12 protein-coding genes and 2 tRNA genes are annotated in these 15,134 nt (G+C 70.9%); 4 read left to right on the forward strand and 10 right to left on the reverse strand.

Annotated elements, in window-relative coordinates; translation table 11 throughout:
* Positions 1–168: 168 nt before the first annotated feature.
* A complete protein-coding gene (locus tag D581_RS0120930; RefSeq protein WP_026290746.1) occupies positions 169–588 on the forward strand; it encodes a Fur family transcriptional regulator in 420 nt (139 codons plus the stop codon).
* A gap of 105 nt (positions 589–693) precedes the next feature.
* On the opposite strand, the gene D581_RS0120935 is transcribed toward D581_RS0120930, so the two are convergent.
* From D581_RS0120935 to D581_RS0120950, 4 genes are all read right to left on the reverse strand, one after another.
* Positions 694–767, reverse strand: a tRNA-Met gene (locus D581_RS0120935).
* A 74-nt stretch (positions 768–841) separates the two neighbouring features.
* Positions 842–2,911 (reverse strand): tetratricopeptide repeat protein, encoded by a 2,070-nt coding sequence (locus tag D581_RS0120940; RefSeq protein ID WP_026290747.1) that lies wholly within the window; start codon positions 2,909–2,911, stop codon positions 842–844.
* 225 nt (positions 2,912–3,136) lie between these two features.
* Positions 3,137–3,210 (reverse strand) — tRNA-Met (locus D581_RS0120945).
* A gap of 42 nt (positions 3,211–3,252) precedes the next feature.
* Positions 3,253–6,288 carry a UPF0182 family membrane protein gene (locus D581_RS0120950; protein WP_026290748.1) on the reverse strand — a complete coding sequence of 1,012 codons (3,036 nt, stop codon included), beginning with the start codon at positions 6,286–6,288 and terminating at the stop codon, positions 3,253–3,255.
* A 135-nt stretch (positions 6,289–6,423) separates the two neighbouring features.
* Here D581_RS0120950 and D581_RS0120955 point away from each other — a divergent pair, with 135 nt between their 5' ends.
* Positions 6,424–6,984, forward strand: coding sequence for a PPA1309 family protein (locus D581_RS0120955; RefSeq protein WP_032752853.1), 561 nt, complete (start codon positions 6,424–6,426; stop codon positions 6,982–6,984).
* Positions 6,985–7,032: 48 nt separating this feature from the next.
* Here D581_RS0120955 and D581_RS0120960 read toward each other — a convergent pair whose 3' ends face one another.
* The 3 genes from D581_RS0120960 to D581_RS0120970 form a co-directional block, all read right to left on the reverse strand.
* The gene (locus tag D581_RS0120960) at positions 7,033–8,148 is read right to left on the reverse strand and encodes a YlbL family protein (protein WP_018959163.1); all 1,116 of its coding nucleotides are present in this window, start codon (positions 8,146–8,148) and stop codon (positions 7,033–7,035) included.
* A 399-nt stretch (positions 8,149–8,547) separates the two neighbouring features.
* A complete protein-coding gene (locus tag D581_RS0120965) occupies positions 8,548–9,009 on the reverse strand; it encodes a molybdopterin synthase catalytic subunit (protein WP_018959164.1) in 462 nt (153 codons plus the stop codon).
* Positions 9,010–9,115: 106 nt separating this feature from the next.
* Positions 9,116–10,267, reverse strand: a complete 1,152-nt coding sequence (locus tag D581_RS0120970; RefSeq protein WP_018959165.1) for an SDR family oxidoreductase — start codon at positions 10,265–10,267, stop codon at positions 9,116–9,118.
* A 190-nt stretch (positions 10,268–10,457) separates the two neighbouring features.
* Between D581_RS0120970 and D581_RS0120975 the strand changes: the two genes are divergently transcribed.
* Entirely contained in the window at positions 10,458–11,951 is a 1,494-nt protein-coding gene (locus D581_RS0120975) for a zinc-dependent metalloprotease (RefSeq protein ID WP_018959166.1), read from the forward strand.
* Positions 11,948–12,487 (forward strand): NUDIX hydrolase, encoded by a 540-nt coding sequence (locus D581_RS0120980; protein ID WP_018959167.1) that lies wholly within the window; start codon positions 11,948–11,950, stop codon positions 12,485–12,487. The genes D581_RS0120975 and D581_RS0120980 overlap by 4 nt, the downstream gene beginning before the upstream one ends.
* A 76-nt stretch (positions 12,488–12,563) precedes the next feature.
* Here D581_RS0120980 and D581_RS0120985 read toward each other — a convergent pair whose 3' ends face one another.
* The 3 genes from D581_RS0120985 to D581_RS0120995 all read right to left on the reverse strand — a co-directional run.
* Positions 12,564–13,319 (reverse strand): AIM24 family protein, encoded by a 756-nt coding sequence (locus D581_RS0120985; RefSeq protein WP_018959168.1) that lies wholly within the window; start codon positions 13,317–13,319, stop codon positions 12,564–12,566.
* A 19-nt stretch (positions 13,320–13,338) separates the two neighbouring features.
* Positions 13,339–14,019 (reverse strand): AIM24 family protein, encoded by a 681-nt coding sequence (locus D581_RS0120990; protein ID WP_018959169.1) that lies wholly within the window; start codon positions 14,017–14,019, stop codon positions 13,339–13,341.
* 11 nt (positions 14,020–14,030) lie between these two features.
* Positions 14,031–15,134: AIM24 family protein (locus D581_RS0120995; RefSeq protein ID WP_018959170.1), on the reverse strand; the 1,104-nt coding region annotated here is incomplete at its 5' end.

Consider the following 15,134-nt stretch of genomic DNA (forward strand, 5'->3'; position numbering starts at 1 on the left):
TCCTGCACTCCAGTGATCGGCCGACCTCGATCGTCGGTCCGATGTTCCGCACAGCCTGTCCCTGGCGTATGCCGGTCTCGATCCTACAATGGACTTTGTCCAAGTCAAGCGAGCATCCAAAGTCACACCTGATCGGGACTCGGTTCCCCCACTGTTAGGCTGGGCCCCATGAGCGACCTGCTGGAACGACTTCGTGGACGCGGCTGGCGTATGACGGCACAGCGGCGCGTCGTGGCCGAGGTCCTCGACGGGGACCACGTGCACCTGACGGCGGACGAGGTCCACGCGAGGGCCGTTTCCCGGCTGCCCGAGATCTCGCGCGCCACCGTCTACAACACCCTCGGCGAGATGGTGTCCCTCGGTGAGGTGCTGGAGGTCTCCACCGACCGCCGGGCCAAGCGCTACGACCCGAACGCGCACCACCCGCACCATCACCTGGTGTGCGCCCGGTGCGGCGCCATCAGGGACGTGCACCCCGCGGGCAACCCGCTGGCGGACCTGCCGGCGGACGAGCGCTACGGCTTCATGGTCTCCGGCGTCGAGGTGACGTACCGCGGCATCTGCCCGAGTTGCGCCGCCACCGCCTGACCCGACCCCTTCTCCGGGCCCGCCTCCGGGCGGGCCCGGCTTCTCAGGTCGCCGGACATGACGAAGGCCCGGATCTCGATGAGATCCGGGCCTTCGTCTTTTCAGTAGCGGGGACAGGATTTGAACCTGCGACCTCTGGGTTATGAGCCCAGCGAGCTACCGAGCTGCTCCACCCCGCGTCGGTGAATGCAACATTACGTCAGCAGGTCGGGCGGCGCAAATTCATTCACGCCGGCCCGTGGGCCCGAAGGGGTTACGCCGTCAGCTCCTGGTGCAGCGCCTCGCGCAGCCGCGCGGCCCGCTCGGCCACCTCGGCCGGGCCCAGCTCCACCGCCCGGGCGCACCAGCGCTGCCCCTCGGTCAGCTCGCCCCGGCGAGCGGCGAGGAGCGCCAGGCGCAGTGCGGCACGGCCGTGCCCGGCGGCGGCCGCACGGCTCCACCACAGGGCGGCCTCGCGCTCGCTGCCCTCGCGGGCCAGCAGCAGCCCGAGGTTGAAGGCCCCGTTGCGGCTGCCCGCCTCGGCGGCCTCCCGGTACCAGTGGGCGGCGCTCTCCACGTCCCCGCGGGCGGCGGCGAGCATGCCGACCCGGACCTGGGCGCGTCGGTGACCCTGCTGGGCGGCCCGCTCGTACCACTCCTCGCACTCGGTCTTCTCCGGCATCGGCTCGCCCAGCGCGGGCGGTCCCGGCGGCGGCTGGCGTGCGTCCAGCACCCCGGCCAGCCGGAACGCCGCCTCGGCGCTGCCGCCGCCCGCGGCGCAGCGCAGGTGCCGCTCGGCCTCCCGGTCCTCGCCGTCGCGCAGCAGGGCCATGCCGACCTGGAGCGCGGCGTCGGTGTGCCCGGCCGCCGCGGCGCGCTCGTACCAGCCCAGCGCCGTACGGTCCTCGTCGCGTCCCGCGTGCAGGATGCCGAGGTTGAAGGCCGCGTCGACGCTGCCCGCCTCGGCCGCCTTGGAGAACCAGGGCTCGGCCCCGGTGTGGTCGCCGGCCTGGAGGAGGAGCACCGCGAGCGCGTTGGCGGCCTCGCGGTGCCCGGCGTACGCGGCGCGGCGGTACCACTGCTCGGCCTGCGGGGTACGGTCCTGGGCGGCGCAGAGCAGGCCGAGGTTGTACGCCCCGTTGACGTCGCCCGCGTCCATGGCGGCCCGGTACCAGCGCTCGGCGGTCTGCTGCTCACCGCGTGCGGCGTGCAGCGCGCCGAGCGCGTTGGCGGCGTTGCCGTCACCGTCCTGGGCGGCGCGCAGCCACCACACGGCGGCGCTCTCCTCGTCGCCCGCGTCGCGCAGCAGGAACCCGAGCGCACAGGCGGCGCGCGGCTCGCCGTCCTTGGCGGAGGTGAGGTACCAGCGTCCGGCCTCCTTGAGCTCGCCGCGCTGCTCCAGGATCGCGCCGAGGTGCAGGGCGGCGCGCCGGTGGCCCCGGGCGGCGGCCTGGCGGTACCACTGCTCGGCCTCGCCGACCCGGCCGGCGGCGGGTCCCGCCACCGGGCTGTCGCCGTCGGCCGCGCTCCTGACGCCCGCGGGGCCCGCCGCCCGGCCATGGGCGGGTGCGGGCGGGTCGCCCGGCAGGCCGAGGCCCGTTCCGGTTCGTCCGGAAGCGGGGCCTCGGCCCAGGCCGAAGGCCTCGTGCGGGTCCTTGACGGCCTTCCGCTCCAGGGCGCGGGCCAGCCGGTAGGCGGCCTCACGGTGCCCCTGTTCGGCGGCGGCGCGCAGCCAGCGCTCCGCGCCGACGTCGCCGCGGTGCTCCAGCAGGTCGGCCAGCGCGTACGCGCCCAGTGCGTGGCCCTGCTCGGCGGACTGGCGCAGCCAGTACTCCGCGCCGGGCTCGTCGCCGCGCTCGCGGAAGTGCCTGCCGAGCGCATGCGCGGCGGCGGCGGATCCGGCCACGGCGGCGATACGCCACCAGCCGGCGGCCTCGTCCGGGTAGCCGCGCTGGTGCAGCAGGACGCCCAGGTTGTTCGCGGCGGCGCGGTCCCCGTCGGCGGTGGCGGCGCGCAGATACCGCTCGGCGCCGTCCAGCTCGCCGCGGCGCAGCAGCAGCGCGCCCAGGACGCTCATGGACGCGGTGTCCCCCGCGTCGGCGGCGCGCCGGTGGCGCGCCTCGCTCTCGGCGCTGTCCGCGGCGTCGACCGCGTCCGTGGTGTCCTCGTCGGACGCGGTCGCGGTGGCGCTCGCGTCGATGGCGCCGGTCCGCTGGACCGGTGCGCCCGCCCCGACGATGGCAGCGGCGAAAGCCGCGTCTACCGCACTTTCCCCATCTTGGCCGCGCCGCTGCACAAACCGCCCTGTCTCCAACAGAGTTGCCCTGTCCCCCATAAATACCATCGTCGCACCACCTGTAACCCGCGTACACCTGGTATATCGCGGCCAGTGAGGTCACTACAGCGTTTTGTCGACATGCCCACAGAGAGACAAGTCAAACACGTCCGGAAGCAACTGCTGCCCAGCGAACCGCACTTCACGCCCACAGCTTGGGACCGACACGGCTGAACGCACAACAGGCACGACGAAGGCCCGGATCCCAATGGATCCGGGCCTTCGTCTTTTCAGTAGCGGGGACAGGATTTGAACCTGCGACCTCTGGGTTATGAGCCCAGCGAGCTACCGAGCTGCTCCACCCCGCGTCGTTGTGTTCAAACCGTACCACGACGCGGGGTGGACTCTGCTCAGCTGCCCTGGTCGGAGCCCTTCTCGGCCCCTTCGGCCGTATCCGGCTCCCTCGCCGGATGCGCCTTGTCCGCGTCCGCTGGTTTGTCGGCGCTCGCGGGTTCGGCCGAGCTGTCCGGCTTGGCGTCGCCCGCCGGCTTCTCGGCGCCGTCGGCCTTGTCCCCCTCACTGCCCGCCTTGGGCTGCGCGGCGGCTGCTCGCTCCAGAGCGTCCTGAAGAGCCTCCTGGGCCTTGCCGTAGGCCGGCCAGTCCTGCTCCTGCAGCGCCTTCTCACCGTCGGAGTACGCCTTCTGGGCGTCCGCGATGGCCTTCTTGAGCGCCGCGCTGCCGGTGGCCGGGGGCTCGTCGGTCTCGCCCGGCGGCACATCGGGGTCGGGCGGTGTCGTGGCCCCGTCGTCCTCGACCCCGAAGACGGCGTTGAGCGCCTCCCCGAGGCTGTTCTCGAAGACGATCTTCGAACCGTACGAGGCGGCCACCTTGCGCAGCAGCGGGTAGTTCTGGTTGCCACCGCGCGTGTAGACCGGCTCGATGTAGAGGAACCCGCCCTCCAGCGGAACCGTCAGCAGGTTGCCGTACTCGATGTCCGAGTCGGTGCCCTTGAGGTTCCTCACGAACTCGGCGACGTCGTCGTTGCCGTTGAGCTCACTCTGTACCTGGCCCGGGCCCTTCACGGTGGAGGTCACCCGCAGGAGCCGCATCTGGCCGTAGTCCTTGCTGGCCGCGTCCGCGTTCACCGCCATGAAGGCCCCCAGGTTGGGTCGCCCTCGGGGAGTGAACGTGGTGGTCAGCGAGAACTGCTGCTCGTCCTGGCCCGGCATCTTCATGCTCAGGTAGTACGGCGGGACGGAGCCGGGCTCCTTGTTGGTCGGGTCGTCCGGCACCTGCCACGCGTCACTGCCGCTGTAGAACTGCGCGGGGTCCTCGACGTGGTAGCGGGTGAGCAGCTCGCGCTGCACCTTGAAGAGGTCCTGCGGATACCGCAGGTGGTCCATGAGCTCCTGCGGAATCTCCCCGCGGGACTCGACCGTCCCCGGGAACGCCTTGCGCCAGGTCTTGAGGACCGGGTCCTTGGTGTCCCACTCGTAGAGCTTGACCTTGCCGTCATAGGCGTCGACGGTGGCCTTCACCGAGTTGCGGATGTAGTTGACCTGGTTCTGCTGGGCGACGACCGCGCGCTGGTTGGTGGTCAGCGAGTCGGCCGTGGTGTCGCCGAGCGTGGTCCGGGACGCGTACGGGTAGCCGTTGCTCGTGGTGTACGCGTCGACGATCCACTGGATCCGGCCGTCGACGACCGCCGGGTAGGCGTCGCCGTCGATGGTCAGCCACGGGGCGACCGCCTCGACGCGCTCCTTGGGCGTGCGGTTGTACAGGATCCGCGAGCCCTCACCGATGGCTCCCGAGTACATGATCTGCGGCTCGCTGAAGGAGACCGCGTACGCGGCACGGTTGAAGGTGTTGGAGAGACTGACCCCGCTGTCGCCCTTGTAGCTGGTGGTCTTCTCGCCGTCCTCCTCGTAGTCGAGCTCCTTCTGGGGCCCGCCGACGATGGAGTACTGCTGGGTGTTCTCGCCGTAGTAGATCCGCTGCTCGTACTTGCCGAGCTCACCGGTGGTGGGCAGCCCCGACTCGCTGAAGTCCGGGGACCCCGTCGGATTCGTCCCGGTGGTCGTGCCCCGGGCCGCGATGGCGCCGTAGCCGTGGGTGTACGTGAAGTGGTCGTTGATCCAGTTCCGCTTGGGCAGGCCCTGGATGTTCAGCTCACGCAGACCGATGACGGTGTCCTGCTCCTTGCCGTCCTTGTCCTTGTAGCGGTCGACGTCCAGCGTCTTGGGGAACTGGTAGTAGTTCCTCCGCTGCTGGAGCTGCTGGAAGGCCGGGGAGACGACGTTGGGGTCCATCACGCGGTAGCTGGCGGCGCTGTTGGCCGCGGCCCGCAACTTGGTGTCGTCCTTGGTGGTCGCCTGACCGTCGTAGTCGTCCACCTTGGCATCATCGATGTCATACGCGTCGCGTGTGGCATTGATGTTCTTCTGGATGAACTCGGCTTCCTTGGCCTGCTCGTTCGGCTGGACCTGGAACTTCTGCACGATCGCCGGGTAGAGCCCGCCGATCAGGATCGCCGAGAGCACCATCAGGCCGAAGCCGATGACCGGGAGCTGCCAGGTGCGGCGCCACAGCGTCGCGAAGAACAGCACGGCGCAGATGGCCGCGATGCAGAACAGGATGGTCTTCGCCGGGAGGTAGGCGTTGGCGTCGACGTACCGCAGGCCCGTCCAGTTGTCCGCGGCCTTGAAGTCACTGGACTTCACCGCCAGCCCGTACCGGTCGAGCCAGTACGCCACGGCCTTCAGGGAGACGAAGATGCCCAGCAGCACCGAGAGGTGGCCGGTGGCCGCCCCGGTGGCGCGGGCGCCGGGGCTGGTGATGCGCAGCCCGCCGTACAGATAGTGGGTCAGCGCGGCGGCGATCAGCGAGAGCACGGTCGCCGCGAAGCCGAAGCCCAGCAGGAAGCGGTACCACGGCAGGTCGAAAGCGAAGAAGGCGACGTCCAGCTGGAACTGGGGGTCCTTCTGCCCGAACGGCACGCCGTTGACGTACAGGAGCCACGTACGCCACTGACCGGAGGCGGAAGCTCCGCCGATCAGCGCGACGAGCGCCGTGACGGCGAGCAGCACCCACTTCTTGTAGGGGGCGATGCTCATCCGGTAGCGGTCCAGGCTCTGCTGCTCCAGGGACATCGCGCTCAGCGGCGGCCGGAGCCGGTGCGCGAGCCAGATGTTCACTCCGATGGCGATCGCCATCAGCAGTCCGAAGACGAGGAACAGCCCGATCTTGGTCCACAGGGTGGTGGTGAAGACGGATGAATACGCGACCGACCTGTACCAGAGCCAGTCCGTCCAGAACCCGGCGAACATGACGAAGGCCATGGCGAGAACCGCCAGGACACCCAAAGTCATGAGCAGGGTACGGGCGCGCCGGGACGGGCGGCCGACTCTGATCCGTGGCCCGGTCGGGCCTCCGCCGCGGTCCGGCATCTGGAAAGCCAACGTGCGCACCTCGTAGTTCGCGGTCGTGTGGACGGGCCCAGCGATCCTAGAGCCCACCTATGCAACTTACTGAGGCTTTACCTAGTTCCCGTTCCGGGGGCGGAAGGAGGCAGGATATTGCCCATGCCCAACGTTTCCCCCGCAGGACCCCCGATGGCCGCGAGTCCGCTCACCGTCGCCGTCCTCGAAATCGACGCCTATGCCTCCAACCTCGGCTGGGACCAGCCCGCCCGGCTGTTCGCCCTGGTCGACACCGCACAGCTGCGGGTCCAGGAGCCCGGCCTCGCCCGTCAGCTGGGCCTGGAGGACCCCAGCTCCTCCGTCGCCGCGCTCACCCCGATCGAGCAGGACGAACTCCCGCCGGGCACCGCGCTCGACGACTTCCTCGGCACGATCGCCTGGCCCGACGCCGTGGTCGGCTGCGCCATGACGGTGGAGCGGCTGATGCTGCCGCCGTCCGCCGAGACCTCCGTGCCGGACGGTCTGAACGACAAGCAGCTGACCCAGTGGGTCGCCAAGCACCCCGACCGGCAGGAGGTACGGATGACCGTGGCCGTCCTGCGGGACGGGGCCCGCGAGTCCGCCGTACGGCTGCGCGAGAAGGACTCCCCCACCGAGGTGCTGACCGGCGCCGGCCTGGTGCCCGGCCTCGCCGAGGCGCTGGCGGCGACGTTCGAGTCCTGATCGGGCCGCTGCCCGGGGCCGTCCCACGGTTCCCGGGCGGCGCGGCCGTCAGCCGGGCGAGCAGCTCGGCAGACCCGCGGTCTTCCCGTTGCGGATCTGCTCCATCGACTTCGTGGCGTCCTCGATGGTCTTGACCCGCACCAGGGTGAGCCCGTCGGGCGTGTCGGCGGCGGCCGACGCGCAGTTGTCGTCGGGCGTGAGGAAGTAGCGGGCGCCGGCGTTCCGGGCGCCGACCAGCTTCATGTTGATGCCGCCGATCGGGCCGACCGCGCCCGCTTCGTCGATGGTGCCGGTGCCCGCGACGAACCTGCCGCCGGTCAGGTCACCCGGGGTGAGCTTGTCGATGATGCCGAGGGAGAACATCAGGCCGGCGCTCGGCCCGCCGACGTCGGCGAGCTTGATGTCGATCTCGAACGGGAACGTGTGGTCCGTCCCGGCCCTGATGCCGACGATCGCCCGGTCCTTCCCGCCCGCCTCGCCGTCGCCCTCGGCGGCGGGGGCCTTCGCGGTCCTGATGGTGATCTCCTCGCCGCCCTCGGGGGCGCGCCCGGCCTTCTCGGCCGCGGCGGCGGTCTTCGCCGGGATGATGGTGAAGGTGACGTCTTCGCCGGGCTGGTGCTTGGTGACGAGCTTCGCGACGTCGCCGGGCTCCTTGACCGCGGTGCCGTCGACGGCCTTGATCACGTCGCCCGCGTGCAGCTTGTCCTCGGAGGGGCTGTCCTTGACCACCGTGGAGACCACGACCTGGGTGGCGACCGGGATTTCCAGCTCCTTCAGGGCGGCCACCTTGGCGCTCTCCTGGGACTGGCTGAACTCCTCGGCGTTCTCCTGAGTGGACTGCTCCTCGGTCTTGCCGTCCGGGTAGAGCGTGTCGTGCGGCACCACGACGCTGTCGTGGGCCAGCCAGCCGTAGACGGCCTCGAAGATGTTCATCCGGTAGTCCGCCCCGGTGACGCGGACCGTCGTCATGTTGAGGTGCCCGGATGCCGGGTACGTCTTGCGACCCGAGATCTGCAGGACGGGCTCGCCACGCGCGTCGCCCAGGGTGTTCACCGTCGGCCCGGGGGACATCTCCGAATACGGCACTTTGACCAGCACGCCTGCGCAGAGCAGCGCGATGAGGACGAGGGCGGAGGCGAGCATCGTCGCGGTGCTGCGTGGCATGGAACGACAGTACGGGAAGGGCCTGTCAGTGCACCGCCGGGGCCGGTCCGTACGGGGAGACCGGAACGCGGCGGAGGGTGGTCACGCGGCGTGCGTCGGTCCTCAGAGAGTCCCGGAACCGGAGTGCGATTTCTCCATCGCGTCACGGAACCTGGCGTAGCCGGCGAGTTCGGTGACATCGCCGGTCGTGCGGTTGCGGGCAGCCCAACTCGCCCATATCGCACCACCGACAGCAGCGAAAAGTGGAATCAACAGCCAAGCGAGTGCCGCCATCACGACCTCCCTACCCCATGAGCGACCGGATGCCCGATCAGCAGATTAACGATCCGGAAGACCAACGCTCATGGCGGGGGTGCCGTTACGCAAATCGGGGCGGATGCGCTCCGGTCCGGTTTGCGCTCAGCAGGCTCCGACCCACTCCTCCGTGCCGTCCGAGAAGCGCTGGTGCTTCCAGATCGGAACCTCGTGCTTGAGGTCGTCGATGAGCTTGCGGCAGGCGTCGAAGGCCTCGGCGCGGTGCGGGCAGGCGACGGCGACGACCACGGCCAGGTCGCCCACCTCCAGTTCACCCACTCGGTGGACGGCCGCCAGTGCGCGGACCGGGTGGTCGGCTACGACCTTCTCCGCCACTCGGCGCAGTTCGTCCTCGGCCGAGGGGTGACAGGAATAGCCGAGCGCGCCGACGTCCTGTCCCGCATCGTGGTTGCGCACGGTGCCGACGAAGAGCGCGAGGCCGCCCGCCGCGTCGTCGCCGACCGCGCGGAAGACCTCGTCGACGGAGAGCGGGGTGTCCCGGATCGCCAGCAGCCGGATGGGGTCGGCCGCCGCGTGCTCGCCGGGGTGGTCGTGGGTGGGTGCCATGCTCCCATCGTGCCGTACGGCTCCGACATCCCGGAATTGCCTGTTCTTCCGGCGGCCGGCCGGCCGGTTTGGAGCCTCCTACAGGGCCTCGGGCGCCGTTGAGCGGTCAGATGCGGCGGCGGGCCTTGCGGGCGCGGCGCACCACGGCGGCCGCGCCGAGCAGGGCGACCGTCGCTCCGGCGGCTCCGGCGGCGGTGGCGTCCTTGCGCCCGAGGCGGCGCCCGGCGAGCGTGTGGCGGCCCTCGACCTCTTCGAGGAGGGCTCCGAGCACCTCCTCGTTCGTCCACTTCGGCCGCCAGCCCACGTCGTGCAGCCTGCTGACGCTGACCACCCAGGGGTGCATCGTGTACGCCAGGTCGCCGGCCGGGGACGGGGTGAGGCCGATCCGGTGCAGCCGGGCGGCGGCCCCGAGCGCCACGGCGGAGGGCAGCTCCATCCGGCGCACACCGCTGAGCTCCTCAACCTCCTCCTGCTCCAGCCAGCCGTCGCAGCCGACCGCGAACTCGCCGTCGATCTTCTCCAGGGCGGCGTACTCCAGCGCCGTCACCAGGTCCTCGACGTGGCAGAACTGCCAGGTGGGGCGCGATCCGGCGACGACCAGGAGGCGCGGTGACTCGAAGTAGCGGGTCAGGGCGGTGTCGGTGCCGCCGACCAGGACGGTGGGGCGCACGACGGTGACATGGAGCCCGGGGTGAGCGCGCGGGGCCCGGCGGCCGAGCCGCTCGATCTCCAGGAGGTCGCCGACACCGGTGGCCTCGGCGGTGGCCCGCAGTTCGGCGTCCTCGGAGAGCGGCACATCGTTGTCGGCGAGCGCCCCGTAGACCATCGCCGAGGTGCACAGCACGACCCGGTGGACCCCGACGGCCGCCGCGGCGGTGAGCACGGTCTGGGTACCACGTACGTTGTACGCGGTGCGGGCCGCGGGGTCGGTCTCCAGGTCGAGGTCGAGGGCCAGGTGGACGACGACGTCCGCGCCGCGCAGCTTCTCGGCGATCGCCGGATCGCGTACGTCCAGGATGTGCCAGGTCGCCTCGGACGCCTCTCCCCGGCGCTCGTCGATCGCGATGACCTGCTTGATCGCGTCGGATGCGGCGAGGTGGGCGGTCAGCAGTTCGCCGATGCCGGTGGCGGCGCCGGTGACCGCGACGACGGGGCCCCGGTTTCTGGGGGGCCTGGGGCGTTTCGTCTCGGGCGTGCTCTCGGGCGAGGGGTCGGTCAGGTTTCGCGCTGCGCGAACCTGCGGATCTGGGGAACTCACCGGGCGTCTCCAGCGGTTGTCTTCAGTACGTACCCGAATGACGCGTACGTACCAGGTGGCGTCCATCCTGCCGCAGGCCGGGAGTCGGCGGAGCACTGAGGCCCGAAGCGGGCGTGGTGTCTACGCTGGATGGTGATGTCGGGCAGTCGCCGTCGGTTCGAGCCGGCGGCCCTACGAGCCGAGGAAACCCGTGAGTGACACCCCATTCGGATTCGGCCTTCCGCCGGAGGAGCCGGAGAACGGCGACGAGGGCAAGAAGAAGGACCCCACCGAAGGTGGGCAGGGCGCTGGCGGGCCCGGGGGCCCGTTCGGATTCGGGCCGGGAGCGGGCGGGGACAACCCGTTCGCCGCGATGTTCGGCTCGATGAATCCGAACGATCTCGGTGCGGCCTTCCAGCAGCTCGGTCAGATGCTGAGCTACGAGGGCGGTCCCGTGAACTGGGACATGGCCAAGCAGATCGCCCGCCAGACGGTCTCGCAGGGCGCCCCGGACGGCTCCAAGGACGCCAGTGTGGGCCCGTCCGAGCGCACGGCGGTCGACGAGGCGCTGCGGCTGGCGGACCTGTGGCTGGACGGCGTGACGTCGATGCCGTCCGGTTCGGTCTCCACCGTGGCGTGGAGCCGCGCGGAGTGGGTCGAGGCCTCGCTGCCGGCCTGGCAGCAACTGGTCGACCCGGTTGCCGAGCGGGTGGGCCTGGCGATGGGCGATGTGCTGCCCGAGGAGATGCAGGCCATGGCGGGCCCGCTGATCGGCATGATGCGGTCGATGGGCGGCGCCATGTTCGGCCAGCAGATCGGGCAGGCCGTGGGCGTGCTGGCCGGTGAGGTGGTCGGTTCCACCGACATCGGGCTGCCGCTGGGGCCGGCGGGCAAGGCCGCGCTGCTTCCTCTGAACGTGGAGAAGTTCGGCAAGGACCTCAGCGTCCCGCAGGACGAGGTGCGGCTGTATCTGGCCCTGCGCGAGGCCGCTCACCAGCGGCTCTTCGCCCATGTGCCGTGGCTGCGGTCGCATCTGTTCGGTGCCGTCGAGGCGTACGCCCGCGGCATCAAGGTCGACACCAGCAAGCTGGAGGACGTCGTCGGCCAGTTCGACCCCTCGCAGCCGGAGCAGTTGCAGGACGCCCTTCAGCAGGGCATGTTCCAGCCGGAGGACACGCCCGAGCAGAAGGCGTCCCTGGCCCGTCTGGAGACGGCTCTCGCGCTGGTGGAGGGCTGGGTGGACGCGGTGGTCCACGAGGCCGCGAAGTCCCGGCTGACCTCGTCCGACGCGCTGCGCGAGACGATGCGCCGGCGCCGTGCCTCCGGTGGACCGGCCGAGCAGACGTTCGCCACGCTCATCGGTCTCCAGCTGCGCCCGCGCCGGCTCCGGGACGCCTCGCGCCTGTGGGCCTCGCTCACGGACGCCCGGGGTCTGGAGGGCCGGGACGCGCTCTGGGCCCACCCGGACATGCTGCCGACGGCCCACGACCTGGACGACCCGGACGGCTTCGTCCATCACGAGCAGGCCGACTTCTCCGAGCTGGACAAGATGCTCGGCGAGGCGGCGAAGGGCTCACGGAAGTCCGCGGCGGAGGACGAGCCGAAGCCGAAGCCCGTCGAGGGCAAGGGCGACGGCAAGGGCGACGGCAAGGAAGACGGCGACGACGAGGGCACGAGCGAGGGCAAGGACGGCCGCGACCAGTGACCCTGCGCGACGACGCCGTTCTCGTGCTGAAGGGCTATGCCCCCGAGGACGAGGCCGGTGACCAGGCGGAGCTGCGTCAGGCCTACCTGGATCACCTCGCACAGCACGAGGACGGCATGTGGAAGGCGTGCGGGGCCGGGCATGTCACGGCCAGCGCCCTGGTGATCGATCCGGAGCGGGAGAGGGTTCTGCTGACCCTGCACCGGAAGCTGCGGATGTGGCTCCAGATGGGCGGCCACTGCGAGGAGCGGGACGTCGCCCTGGAGGCGGCGGCGCTCCGTGAGGCGACGGAGGAGTCCGGCATCACGGGGCTCACCCTGCTGCCCGGCGGACCGGTCCGGCTGGACCGGCACCCGATTCCGGCTCCCTGCAACTGGCACCTCGATGTGCAGTACGCCGCGCTGGCCCCGCCCGGAGCGGCGGAGCGGATCAGCGAGGAGTCCCTGGAGCTGCGCTGGTTCGGCTACGCGGACGTGCCGGGGGTGGCCGACGCCTCCGTGGTGCGCCTGCTGGAGGCGACGCGGTCCCGGTTGTAGCGGCAGGCCGCAGGGATGTGCGTAAGGGGCGGCCTCCGGGAGGCCGCCCCTTACCGCTGTGGCTTGCGGGTGCGGGTCAGTTCCAGGCGTTGTTCTGGTTCTGGCCCTGGGAGCCCTGCTGGCCCACGCCGAACTGGGCGCGGGCGCCCTGGCCGATCTGGGCGTTCTGCGGCGGCATGACCTCGCTCGGCTGGACCAGAGCGAAGCCCTGGCCGAGGAAGCTCAGCTCCCAGCCCTCTCCGGTGTTGCCACGACGCCTGAAGACACCCGAGGAGTGCGTCTGGGCCTGCATCTGCACACGCAGGGAGCTGGACCAGGCGACGATCGCGTCGGCGTCGACGTTGACGTACTTCTCGGGCGTGACCTGCATCATCAGGGGCTGGCCCGAGGTCATGAGGGCGACCTTGCCCGAGCCGGAGATGTTGAGCTGGTACTTGCCGCTGCCGGAGATCCCGTACTGGCTGTCCACCGCGATGACCTCGGTGTGCAGCGAGGAGTCGAGCGCGAGGACGTAGGAGCTGTCCACGGTCATCCCCTCGCGGTCGACGTCCACGACGTGGATGTACTGCGCGAGGTTGGCGAGGTAGACGGTGCCCTGGCCGGACACGCGCATCAGGTCGAGGCCCTCGCCGGTGTTCGCGCGGGCGCGGCGCTGGCCCTGGGACTGGTATTCCCCGTCGAAGTCCATCAGGCCCTGGTAGGCCACCATGGCGCCCTTGCGGGCGAGGACGTCGTCGTGGCCGGTCAGCGAGACCCGCAGGAGCTGCGGGTTCTGGATCGCGTAACGGTCCTGGGTCTGCTGCTCGGTGTGGCTGAAAAGCGGACTCTGCATGATGTGTTCTCCCTCCCCGTCAGTTCCGGATCCGCAGCCGGTCCGTGCTGTCCTCGCTCGGCTGGACGACGACGATGCCCTGGCCGGAGAAGGCCATCTGGTACGCCTCGCCGCTGCCGCGGCCGATCAGCGAGCCGGCCTTGAAGCTCCGCTTGCCCTTCACCTTGAGGTTCGGGGACCAGGCGACGAGCGCGTCCGGGTCGACGTACGTCTCGTCCTCACCGCGTCCGCAGTCGACGACGATCGGGGTGCCGCGCGAGGTGACGGCGACCCATCCGGTGCCCTGGACGACGACGTTCCACAGGCCCTGTCCAGCGAACTTGGCGAGCCCCTTGACCTTCTCGACGCCCCAGGTGAGGTGGGCGTCGAACGCGAGGAGGTTGGAGCCGTTGACGGAGATGGAGTCGTTGTCGAGGTTGATGACGACCACGTCGGCGCCGTAGTCGGCGAGGTAGAGCAGTCCGTCGCCGGAGCACTTCATGACGGGCGCGCCCTCGCCGGTGATCCACTGGGAGGCGATCTGCCGGGCGGCGGGCGGGTTGGGCTCGTACTGGATGAAGCCCTCGTACGCGACCATCGAGCCGGTGCGTGCGAAGAGGTCCTGCCCGGAGGCCATGGCGACCTTGAGCATGGTCTTGCCGTGGTTCTCCATACGGGCCGTGACAGGGGTCGGGGCGAAGCCCGCGAGTTGCTGGTTCATGACGGGCTCCCTCAGACCTCGTAGGGCTGGACGACGATGAAGTTGCCGGGGGCTCCCCGGAACTGGAGGTTCACGGTCTCCCCGCTGTGTCCGGGGTACGCGTTGCGGCGCAGCCGGACCTGGCTGGAGACGATCACCTGGGAGGCGGCCGACCAGGCGACCACCGCGTTGCAGTCGGCGAACGTGGTGGGCGTGACCGGCAGGACGACCGGGGTGCCGTGGGTCTTCACGATCACGGTGCCGGTGCCCTGGAACTGCATGGTGAACAGGGCGCCGCCGGGGATGCCGTGCCCTTCGACCCTGCGGACCTCGTACTGGAGGGACTCGTCGAAGGCGAGGACGCTCTCGGCGGAGACGCAGATGGCATCGCCCTGCAGCTCGATCGGGTGCAGGTGCGAGCCCTCCTCGGCGAGGAAGACCTGGCCGCGGCCGGTGCAGCGCATCAGCTGCATCTCCTGGCCCGTGGCGTTGCCCACGGCGCGGCCGACGAATCCGGCACTCTTGTACCCGAAGTCCACCTTGCCCTGGTACATCACCATGCTGCCCTGGCGCGCCAGGACCCCGGATCCGCCCATGGTCAGGTCGACCCGCATGAGCTGCTGGTTCTGCGGGGTCCAGCGCTGCCCGGTCGCGGTCTCCTTGTACGGCTGCAGAGCCGCCTGGAGACCCGCGCCCGTGGCCGGCACTCCCTGGGGCACGCCCTGCGGGACGCCCGGCGGCATACCGACGGCGGGCTGCTGGCCGTACGGGGCCGGTGCGGGCTGACCGTAGGGAGCTGGGGCCTGCTGGCCGAAGGGAGCCGGGGCCTGCTGGCCGAAGGGAGCGGCGGGCGGCGCGCCCTGGCCGGGGACCTGGCCCCACTGGGGCTGCTGCGGCTGCTGGGGTTGGTGGGGTTGGTGGGGCTGGTGGGGCTGGTGGGGCTGGTGGGGCTGGTGGGGCTGGTGGGGCTGGTGGGGCTGCTGGGGCTGCTGGGGTTGGCCGTACGGGGACGGAGCCTGAGGCGCCTGCGGCGTCTGGGGAACCGGCGGGGCCGCGATCGTCGGCGCCGCGTGCATCGGCTGCTGCGGTGCGGGCGGCGGCGTGGGCGCGGACGGGGCGCCGAAGGCCGGTGCGGG

The sequence above is a fragment of the Streptomyces sp. CNB091 genome, assembly GCF_000377965.1.

Bases quoted from the DNA above. Each gene is read 5' to 3' on its own strand.
- D581_RS0120930 (WP_026290746.1), top strand. From the start codon at position 169: ATGAGCGACCTGCTGGAACGACTTCGTGGACGCGGCTGGCGTATGACG.
- D581_RS0120940 (WP_026290747.1), bottom strand. From the start codon at position 2,911: ATGGTATTTATGGGGGACAGGGCAACTCTGTTGGAGACAGGGCGGTTT.
- D581_RS0120950 (WP_026290748.1), bottom strand. From the start codon at position 6,288: ATGCCGGACCGCGGCGGAGGCCCGACCGGGCCACGGATCAGAGTCGGC.
- D581_RS0120955 (WP_032752853.1), top strand. From the start codon at position 6,424: ATGCCCAACGTTTCCCCCGCAGGACCCCCGATGGCCGCGAGTCCGCTC.
- D581_RS0120960 (WP_018959163.1), bottom strand. From the start codon at position 8,148: ATGCCACGCAGCACCGCGACGATGCTCGCCTCCGCCCTCGTCCTCATC.
- D581_RS0120965 (WP_018959164.1), bottom strand. From the start codon at position 9,009: ATGGCACCCACCCACGACCACCCCGGCGAGCACGCGGCGGCCGACCCC.
- D581_RS0120985 (WP_018959168.1), bottom strand. From the start codon at position 13,319: ATGCAGAGTCCGCTTTTCAGCCACACCGAGCAGCAGACCCAGGACCGT.
- D581_RS0120990 (WP_018959169.1), bottom strand. From the start codon at position 14,019: ATGAACCAGCAACTCGCGGGCTTCGCCCCGACCCCTGTCACGGCCCGT.